Here is a 9,111-nt window from a genome sequence, read left to right as displayed (position 1 = left end):
ATGCGGCGCCAGCCTTACGAAGTACAGACCGTCCCCACACCGAAGTGCAAGGCATGATCAGGATCGCGAAAAAGATGCGTCGATTAGGACACAATGCCAAAGGTGTTGCGGCGGTGGAATTTGCCTTGGCGCTTCCCGTGCTCGTCGGCCTGACCATGTACGGCATGGAAGCGGCCAATATGGCATTTACGTCGCAGAAGCTGGGCGACATCGCCACGCTGACAGCTGACAGCGTCTCACGCATCCGCCTGTCGATCAGCAATGGCGACGTTACGGACGCCTTGGGCGGTATCAAGATATTGGGCGACACCATCGACCTGCGCAATCGGGGACGCATCATCGTGTCCAGCGTCCAGCCAGTGTTGGACAGTTCGAACAACGTCACGAACCAGAAAGTACGATGGCAGCGCTGCACCGGCGCACTGGTCAAGGATTCCCCTTATGCCGTGAACACGAATCTGGGAGCAGACGGCATAGGCCCTACAGGCCGCAAAATCGCCGCGTCAAAAGATAACGAGACGATTTTCGTCGAGGTCTATTATACCTATAAACCACTCGTTTCCTCAGCCTTTTTCGGCACACCGCAAATGTCCGCAATCGCAGCGATGAGCGTGCGCGAACGGTCGAGCAACGATATCAACGCCACCGGCACCAATTCGCCCTGCGGATCAGGAAACTATAACGCCTGAAAAGACAGGTTGAAACCGCTGCGGCATACAGAAAAAGGGACGCCTCCGTCGACGAAGGCGTCCCTTTTCTTTTCATCGGCGCAGCCGGCTTACTTGTAGCAGACCTTCTTCGCGGCCTCGACCACGCGGGCCGCGTCGATCAGCGCCAGCTTTTCGAGGTTCGCGGCATAAGGCAGCGGCACGTCCTCGTTGGTGACGCGCAGGACCGGGGCGTCGAGGTCGTCGAAGCCCTGCTCCATCACGACCGCAGCGATTTCCGACGCGATCGAGCAGGTCGGCCAGCCTTCTTCCACCACGACCAGACGGTTGGTCTTCTTCAGGCTTTCCAGCACCGTTGCGGTGTCGAGCGGGCGCAGCGTGCGCAGGTCGATCACTTCGGCGTCGATGCCTTCGCCGGCAAGCGTTTCCGCCGCGTCGAGCGCCAGGCCCACGCCGATCGAGTAGCTGACTAGCGTGACGTCCTTGCCCGGACGCATGATGCGCGCCTTGCCGATCGGCAGGACGTAATCGTCGACCTTGGGGACGTCGAAGCTGCGACCGTAGAGAAGCTCATTCTCCAGGAACACGACCGGGTCGGTCGAACGGATCGCGGCCTTGAGCAGGCCCTTGGCGTCGGCCGCGTCATAGGGCGCGATGACGATCAGGCCCGGGACGGCGGCATACCAGGGACCATAGTTCTGGCTGTGCTGCGCGCCGACGCGGCTGGCCGCGCCGTTGGGACCGCGGAACACGATCGGGCAGCGCATCTGGCCGCCGGACATGTAGTTGGTCTTGGCCGCCGAGTTGATGATGTGGTCGATCGCCTGCATGGCGAAGTTGAACGTCATGAACTCGATGACCGGGCGCAGGCCGCCCATGGCCGCACCCGCGCCGATGCCGGCGAAGCCATATTCGGTGATCGGCGTGTCGATGACGCGCTTGTCGCCGAATTCGTCCAGCAGGCCCTGCGTGACCTTGTAGGCGCCCTGATATTCGGCGACTTCCTCGCCCATCACGAAGACGCGCTCATCCTTGCGCATTTCTTCGGCCATCGCGTCGCGCAGCGCTTCGCGGACAGTCGTCTTGACGAACTCGGTGCCAGCCGGAAGATCCGGATCCTGCACGGTCGCACGGGCTTCCGAAGCCAGCTTGGACGTGCCGCTTTCCGCCTTCTTGGGGGCTTCATCGGCCTTGGGCGCTTCGGCAGCGGGAGCCGCCTTGGGCGCAGGCGCGGCTTCGCCGCCCTCGCCGGCCATCGTCGCGATGACGGTGCCGACCTTCACGCCTTCGGTGCCTTCGGCGATCATGATCTGGCCGATCTTGCCTTCATCGACGGCTTCGAATTCCATCGTCGCCTTGTCGGTCTCGATCTCGGCGAGGATGTCGCCGGACTTCACTTCGTCGCCTTCCTTCACCAGCCATTTGGCCAGCGTGCCCTCTTCCATCGTCGGCGAGAGCGCCGGCATCTTGATTTCGATACCCATTAATATTGCTCCACCAGCACGTCGGTATAGAGTTCAGCCAGTTCCGGTTCGGGTGAGGTTTCGGCAAAGTCGGCCGCCTCGGCGACGATCTTGCGGATATCCTGGTCGATCACCTTGATCTCGTCTTCGCTGACGCCGGCGTCGATCAGATATTTCTTCACGCCTTCGATCGGGTCGGACTTGTCGCGCACCGCCTGCACTTCGTCGCGCGAGCGATATTTGGCCGGGTCGGACATGGAGTGACCGCGATAGCGGTAGGTCTTCATTTCCAGCAGGATCGGGCCATTGCCGCCCTGCACCCACTTGAGCGCTTCCTCGGTCGCGCCGCGCACGGCGAGCACGTCCATGCCGTCGACCTGGATGCCGGGGATGCGGAAGCTTTCGCCGCGACGATAGAGCTGGTCTTCCGACGAGGCGCGGTTGACGCTGGTGCCCATGGCATACTGGTTGTTCTCGATCACGAAGATGATCGGGAGCTTCCACAGTTCGGCCATGTTGAAGGATTCATAGACCTGGCCCTGGTTGGCCGCGCCGTCGCCGAAATAGGCGACGCAGACGCCGCCATCATTGTTGTACTTGTGCGCAAAGCCCAGGCCTGCGCCCAGCGACACCTGCGCACCGACGATGCCGTGGCCGCCGTAGAATTTATGTTCGACGCTGAACATGTGCATCGAACCGCCCTTGCCGCGCGAGATACCCGCTTCGCGGCCGGTCAGTTCGGCCATGATGACCTTGGGATCGATGCCATAGGCCAGCATGTGACCATGGTCGCGATAGCCGGTGATGACGCTGTCCTTGCCGGGCTTGAGCGCCGACTGGATGCCCACCGCGACCGCTTCCTGGCCGATATAGAGGTGGCAGAAGCCGCCGATGAAACCCAGGCCGTACAGCTGGCCGGCCTTTTCCTCGAAGCGACGAATGAGAACCATCTGCCGATAGAATTCCAGCAGCTCTTCCTTGCTGGCCTTGTAGTCAGTCGGCGTTTGCGGGCGCGGGCGGTTATGGTCCGCACCGGCAGGGGCGGGTGCAGCCGCCTTTGCCTTTGCGCTCGCTGCGCGCGGCGTCGTTGGTTTCGCCAAGGCTGTTATCCTTTTGCGTGGGGTAGGATGGAAGGAAGCCCGATATAGCGGCAGAGTTGCATATATTGCAACGGCGGACGCCGCGGAATCCGGGCAAAACCAATAGCTGCCGCCGAAAACTGATGACTCTCAAGGCAGTTCGCGGCGGCGGCTTCGACACGCTCGCAGCATTATTGCCGAGACGGCTTTTCCGGCGCAAAATCCTTGCGCCGCACTCCGGCGCACGCAAGGCTCAGTTGAGCGGAACGATCACTTCGTCATGGTGAATCACGCCCAACTGGCGGCGGATCAGCTCATCCGCCAGATCGGGGTCGACGCGGCGCGGATCGAGCGCCTCTACCCGGTTGCGCAATTCGGCGCGTGCTTCCTGCGTCTTCTTGAGTTCGCCCTGCGCCTGACGCAACTGGCGGGTATAATCGCCCCAGGCCAGCACGCCGTTCGACCCCAGCACCACATAACCCGCGAACGACAGCAGCAGGAGCAGCGCGATCGCAGGACCAAAGGCCGATGCCAATAACAGTCGAAGTTTCGCGATATGCGCCATGGAACAGTGGAATCACAGCAAAAGGCCGGCCGCAAGTGAAAAATAGTCAACTTGCGACCGGCCGAATATTTCAGCCTTTCATGGCCGGATATTAACGGAAGATCGAGCGGCCGGCGTAGACGGCGATGTCGCCCAGCTCTTCCTCGATACGGATGAGCTGATTATACTTGGCGAGCCGGTCCGAACGGGCGAGCGAGCCGGTCTTGATCTGACCGCAATTGGTCGCGACGGCCAGGTCGGCGATGGTCGCATCCTCGGTTTCGCCCGAACGGTGCGACATGACCGCGGTGTAGCGCGAGCGGTGGGCCAGATCGACGGCGGCCAGCGTCTCGGTCAACGTACCGATCTGGTTCACCTTGACCAGCAGCGAGTTGGCCAGCCCCTTGCCGATGCCCATGGCGAGGCGTGCGGGGTTGGTGACGAACAGGTCGTCGCCGACCAGCTGGACCTTGTTGCCGATCTTGTCGGTCAGCGCCTTCCAGCCCTCGAAATCATCCTCGCTCATGCCGTCCTCGATCGACTTGATCGGATAGTCGGCGCAGAGAGCCGCGAGATAGTCGGCCATCTCGACCGGCGAGAGCGACAGGCCCTCGCCCGAAATCTCGTACTTGCCGTTCTTGAAGAATTCGGTCGCGGCGCAGTCCAGCGCCAGCACGACGTCGTCGCCCGGCTTGTAGCCCGCCTTCTCGACCGACAGCATGATGAAGTCGAGCGCGTCGCGGGTCGAGGCGATGTTGGGCGCGAAACCGCCCTCATCGCCGACCGAGGTCGCCAGGCCCTTGTCGTGCAGGCCCTTTTTGAGCGTGTGAAAGATTTCCGAACCGATGCGGACCGCGTCGGCGATGCTTTCCGCACCCACCGGCATGATCATGAATTCCTGGAAGTCGATCGGATTGTCGGCATGTTCGCCACCGTTGATGATGTTCATCATCGGCACCGGCAGGACGTGCGACGACACGCCGCCGACATAGCGGTAGAGCGGCAGACCGCGGGCATCGGCAGCCGCCTTGGCGGTGGCGAGCGATACGCCCAGGATGGCATTGGCGCCAAGGCGCGACTTGTTCTCCGTACCGTCCAGCGCGATCATCGCGGCGTCGACTTCGGCCTGGTCCTCGGCGTCGATGCCGATGATCTGCTCGGCAATCTCGTCATTGACGGCGGCGACGGCGGCAAGCACGCCCTTGCCCAGATATTTGCTCTTGTCGCCGTCGCGCTTCTCGACCGCCTCATAGGCGCCGGTGGATGCGCCCGAAGGTACGGCGGCGCGGCCGAAGCTGCCATCTTCCAGCATGACGTCGACTTCAACGGTGGGGTTGCCACGGCTGTCGAGGATCTGGCGGGCGTGGATGTCGAGAATAGCGGTCATGATCGCTCCCTGATAAACGGCCCTGCACGGCCGGGGCTATTTCGCGCCCCGCTTAGCCAGCGCCTCCCGCCTTGGCAATGCGGGGGGTTGCACGATGCGAAAAAATGCCGATGCTCAAAATGTAACGGCAACGGAACTGTAGGCCGCCGCGAAGCATTAGGAGCATGACCCCGCCGCGTTCCGCGCGGCCGCCATGCTGGACATGAAAGGGAGATTGACGACGATGGCCGACACACCGGAAACCCCGCCCGTCAAGCGCGTGAAGAAGACGCCTGCGGCCAAGCCTGTGAAGGCGAAGCCGGTCAAGGCGACGACTGCCGCCGCTGCGCCGGTGAAGGCGGCGCCGGTAAAGGCGGCTGCGACACGCAAGGCTCCCGCAGCGAAAAAGCCCGGAAACGGCGCCGCTTCGCACGGCTGGGCTGCCCAGATCGCCCCGATCAAGGAGCAGGCCGAAAAGGTTGCGAAAGCGGCAGCGGACAAGATCAACGCCGTCGATTGGGCGCCGATCAAGGAACAGGCCGGCAAGACCGCCATGTCCGCCGCCGGAGCCGCCAAGGACAAGACCGGCACTGCGATGCAGAGCCTTGCCAAGCTGATTTCCGACACCGCTGGCACTGTGGATGCGAAGCTCGGCCCGCAATATGGCGACTATGCGCGCCAGGCCGCTCAATCGGTAGCCGGTGCAGCAGATACGCTGGACAGCAAGGATGTCGACCAGTTGATGGGCGAAGCGCGCGACTTCGTGCGCAAGAGCCCGGCCGTGGCGATCGGCGCGGCGGCAGTGGTCGGCTATGTGCTGATGCGCCTCGCCAAGGGATCGGACGATAAGGCCTGATCGGCGCGTTTTCCAGAACCGACGCACAGGCCCGCAAGGCGGGGCGGAGGGATTTTTGATCGACGAACCAGCGGAAACGGCGGTGACGCCGCAGGCCGATGGGCAGCATGATGCGTCCGACGAGAGCGTGAAGGACGTGTTTGCCCGCCTTTACGCAGACGGACGCGCCTATGCCGCTGCGGAGGCGGAAAAGCAGAAACTGCGCGCAGGAATCGCGGCGGCAGGCATCCGCAACGCCGCGATCCTGGGCGGCATTGCCCTGATCCTGGCCTTTGCCAGCATCGTCGCCCTGTTGATCGGCCTGATCATCGCCCTCGCCCCGCATGTCGGACCGCTCTGGGGCACGCTGATCGTGGTCGGCGGCGCGCTGCTGATCGTGGTAGTGCTGCTGCTCGCGGCCAAGGGCTGCATCAGCCGCATGAAGAAAGCGATCACGCCATGAATCGGGAACCCGCCTTTCGCGAAGCGTCTGCGCGCGCGGATGCAGCGCGTGCCCAACTGCTCGCCACGGCAGATGACGCCAAGGCGCGCATTGCCCCTGCGCGCCTGACACAGGATGTGAAGGACGGCATCAGCGGCGCGGCGAAGAACGGCGTCGCGTTCGTCGCCGCAAAGGCGCAGCAGCGCCCTGTCGCAATCGGCGCAGCGGCCGGCGCCTTTGGCCTGTTCCTGGCCCGGCGTCCGCTGGCGGCACTTTTCCGGTCGCTATACGTTCGCTTCAGGAACCAAGATTCAGAAAATTCGGAGACTGACGATGGCTGACATCCGCGCTCAATTCACCCGCGTTCGGGAGGCCGCCAATGATGCGGCGATCACCGCGACCGACCGAATCAAGGACACCACCGACAAGGCGCGGACAAGCGCCGGCGACCTGCTCCAGAGCGGGCGCGACAAGGCGAGCGATGCCTATGGCGATGCGAAGGACCGCACGCAGCGCGTCGCGGCGCGCGCCAATGAGATCGTGCAGGAACATCCGATCGCAGCTGTCGCCGGCGCGGTCGCCGTGGGCGCCGTCGTCGCCTGGATGTTCCCCAAGAGCCGCCGTGCGATGAAGGCATTGCCGGGCCTCGCCGCCACCGCCGGATCCCGCGTGATCGAAGCAGCAATCGCCGCCCGTGCGGCCGCAGCCGACGCGGCCGTGACGGCGCGGGATGCCGCCGCCGACGCTGCCACGGCAGCCCGCAGCGCCGCGGCCGAGGGCGCCGAAACGGTCAAGCAGGGCGCCAGCAACGCCTTCACCGCCGCCAGCGACGCCGCGTCCAGCGCGAAGGACAGCGTAGCGTCGGCCGAAATTCCGGCAAAGGCGTCGAAGCTCGCCGACGATGTCGCAAGCCTTGTCGCGGCGAAGGTCGACGCCCTCAGCGACGCGATCAAGGCACGGTTGCCGAAAAGCTAATCGCGATTGCCCGATACGCAATCGACACCTGCCGTTCCTCTCCTTGGCTGATCGCCGGAGCGATGCTAGAGCATCGCCCACAAAAATCAGAGCCTGCCGACAGGCGGGAGCAGATTTTGTGGAAAGCGATGCGACGGAAAAAAGCACGCGCTCGCCATCAGCCAAAGGAGAACAACAAGACCATGAGCAAGATGCATCTGGTGATGGGTGGTCGCGTCACCAACCCGCAGACGCTGGAATTTCAGGACCTGAGCCAGGTCGATCTGGTCGGTGTGTTCCCCGACTATGCCTCGGCCGAAAAGGCCTGGCGCGGCGCCGCCCAGCGCACCGTCGATGACGCCGAAATGCGCTATGTGATCGTGCATCTGCACCGCCTGCTGGAGCCGGACCTGCCGAACGGCTGATTAGCTCATCCTCCCCTGCAAGGGGAGGTGGATGGCCGAAGGCCAGACGGAGGGGTGCCCCGCTATCGAGAGGGTGACACCCCTTCACCACTCACTACGCGAGCGGTTCCCCTTCAGCAGATGCACGCGCCTCTGCCGAACATTACAGGGGAGAATTTGTGACTTTCCAACCCCGCACGCCTTAATTCACTGCGCTTGGCTTCTTGCGGAAACGCCAGCGCAGCAGCGGCCGTGTCAGCGCCAGACCCGCCAGGAAACCGCCAATATGCGCGGCAATGGCGATCTGGCCCAGATCGCTGAACCCGCCGGATGTCGCTACCCCGATCATCAACTGGATCGCGATCCAGCCCGCTGCCAGCCACAGCACGCGCACGAGATTGGCCGATAGGGGGCCGACCCTGCGCACCTGCTGCTGGCTGTAGAGCAAAGAATAGGTCGCGAGGATCGCGGAAATCGCGCCGCTCGCTCCGACCATCGGATTGGTCGAAGCCGGGTCCACCACCCATTGCGCCAGACAGGCCGCATAGCCGCCGACAGCGTAGAGAAACAGTGTCCCGCCCCAGCCCAGCACATGCTCCACCTGCCGCCCGCAGAAGACCAGCATCAGCATGTTGAAACCGATGTGCAGCCATCCGGCATGGATGAAGGTGCAGGAAACCGGCGTCAGCCAGGTCGGCACCGCCATCATGCCCGCGAGCAGCGCCGGCTCGCCCACGCGCGCCGGGATGAAGCCGCCAAGAATGGCGGCGTCATCCACCTTGCCGGTCAGATACAGGAGCAGGAAGGCGGCGACACTGATCGCCGCGATCCCGTTGGTGGCGCGACCGGCAGGCAGTCTCACGGCGTTCAGATGAACTGGATCTTGTCGACCAGGTAGAATTTGTCGCCCGACGGGACCGACACTTCAACCTCGTCGCCGACCTCGCGGCCGATCAGCGCACGGCCCAGCGGGCTGTTATAGCTGATCATGCCCGCCTTGGCATCCGCCTCGGCCTGGCCCACGATCTGATATTTGATCGGCTTGTCGTCCTCATCCAGCAGCGTCACGGTCGCACCGAACACGATCTTGTTGCCCGACAGCGTGGTCGGGTCGATGATCTGGGCGCGCGACAGCTTGTCTTCCAGGTCGTTGATCGTCGCTTCGACCTGGCCCTGTCGTTCCTTGGCCGCATGATATTCGGCATTTTCCGACAGATCGCCATGCGCGCGCGCTTCCTCGATGGCGTCCACGATCAAGGGTCGTTCGGCCTTCAGTTCGCGGAGCTGCGCATTGAGCTTGTCATAGCCCTGCTGCAGCATCGGCATCTTCTCGACGGTCGCCATTCCCTAATAATC

12 protein-coding genes are annotated in these 9,111 nt (G+C 63.5%); 6 read left to right on the top strand and 6 right to left on the bottom strand.

Annotation, left to right across the window (positions count from 1 at the left end):
* On the top strand, positions 1 to 689 hold a 689-nt coding region (locus tag VMR39_RS19920), incomplete at its 5' end, for a TadE/TadG family type IV pilus assembly protein (protein ID WP_325418307.1).
* Between the two features lie 89 nt (positions 690 to 778).
* Here VMR39_RS19920 and VMR39_RS19915 read toward each other — a convergent pair.
* From VMR39_RS19915 to eno, 4 genes are all read right to left on the bottom strand, one after another.
* On the bottom strand, positions 779 to 2,152 hold the full coding sequence (locus tag VMR39_RS19915) for a pyruvate dehydrogenase complex E1 component subunit beta (RefSeq protein WP_325418306.1): 1,374 nt from the start codon (positions 2,150 to 2,152) through the stop codon (positions 779 to 781).
* Positions 2,152 to 3,231, bottom strand: coding sequence for a pyruvate dehydrogenase (acetyl-transferring) E1 component subunit alpha (pdhA, locus tag VMR39_RS19910; protein WP_325418305.1), 1,080 nt, complete (start codon positions 3,229 to 3,231; stop codon positions 2,152 to 2,154). Before pdhA ends, VMR39_RS19915 begins: the two co-directional genes overlap by 1 nt.
* 232 nt (positions 3,232 to 3,463) lie before the next feature.
* The gene (locus VMR39_RS19905; protein WP_325418304.1) at positions 3,464 to 3,775 is read right to left on the bottom strand and encodes an FtsB family cell division protein; all 312 of its coding nucleotides are present in this window, start codon (positions 3,773 to 3,775) and stop codon (positions 3,464 to 3,466) included.
* Positions 3,776 to 3,866: 91 nt separating this feature from the next.
* On the bottom strand, positions 3,867 to 5,141 hold the full coding sequence (gene eno / locus VMR39_RS19900; RefSeq protein ID WP_298396051.1) for a phosphopyruvate hydratase: 1,275 nt from the start codon (positions 5,139 to 5,141) through the stop codon (positions 3,867 to 3,869).
* Positions 5,142 to 5,364: 223 nt separating this feature from the next.
* Here eno and VMR39_RS19895 point away from each other — a divergent pair, with 223 nt between their 5' ends.
* The 5 genes from VMR39_RS19895 (at position 5,365) to VMR39_RS19875 (ending at position 7,776) form a co-directional block, all read left to right on the top strand.
* Entirely contained in the window at positions 5,365 to 5,976 is a 612-nt protein-coding gene (locus VMR39_RS19895; protein ID WP_325418301.1) for a hypothetical protein, read from the top strand.
* Positions 5,977 to 6,031: 55 nt separating this feature from the next.
* Positions 6,032 to 6,418, top strand: coding sequence for a hypothetical protein (locus tag VMR39_RS19890; protein ID WP_325418299.1), 387 nt, complete (start codon positions 6,032 to 6,034; stop codon positions 6,416 to 6,418).
* A complete protein-coding gene (locus VMR39_RS19885) occupies positions 6,415 to 6,738 on the top strand; it encodes a hypothetical protein (protein WP_325418297.1) in 324 nt (107 codons plus the stop codon). Before VMR39_RS19890 ends, VMR39_RS19885 begins: the two co-directional genes overlap by 4 nt.
* Positions 6,731 to 7,372: a hypothetical protein gene (locus tag VMR39_RS19880; RefSeq protein WP_325418295.1), complete on the top strand. Its 642-nt coding sequence runs from the start codon at positions 6,731 to 6,733 to the stop codon at positions 7,370 to 7,372. The genes VMR39_RS19885 and VMR39_RS19880 overlap by 8 nt, the downstream gene beginning before the upstream one ends.
* A 182-nt stretch (positions 7,373 to 7,554) precedes the next feature.
* Positions 7,555 to 7,776, top strand: a complete 222-nt coding sequence (locus VMR39_RS19875; protein WP_325418293.1) for a DUF4170 domain-containing protein — start codon at positions 7,555 to 7,557, stop codon at positions 7,774 to 7,776.
* A 181-nt stretch (positions 7,777 to 7,957) separates the two neighbouring features.
* Here the strand turns inward: VMR39_RS19875 and VMR39_RS19870 are convergent, their stop codons facing one another.
* Together VMR39_RS19870 and greA are read right to left on the bottom strand one after the other, a co-directional pair.
* The gene (locus VMR39_RS19870; protein WP_325418291.1) at positions 7,958 to 8,617 is read right to left on the bottom strand and encodes a rhomboid family intramembrane serine protease; all 660 of its coding nucleotides are present in this window, start codon (positions 8,615 to 8,617) and stop codon (positions 7,958 to 7,960) included.
* Between the two features lie 5 nt (positions 8,618 to 8,622).
* Positions 8,623 to 9,099 (bottom strand): transcription elongation factor GreA, encoded by a 477-nt coding sequence (gene greA, locus VMR39_RS19865; protein WP_325418289.1) that lies wholly within the window; start codon positions 9,097 to 9,099, stop codon positions 8,623 to 8,625.
* Positions 9,100 to 9,111: the final 12 nt, after the last annotated feature.

This window comes from Sphingobium sp., assembly GCF_035511395.1.
Lineage (GTDB): Bacteria > Pseudomonadota > Alphaproteobacteria > Sphingomonadales > Sphingomonadaceae > Sphingobium.
This window is presented reverse-complemented; position numbering and strand designations above follow the sequence as displayed.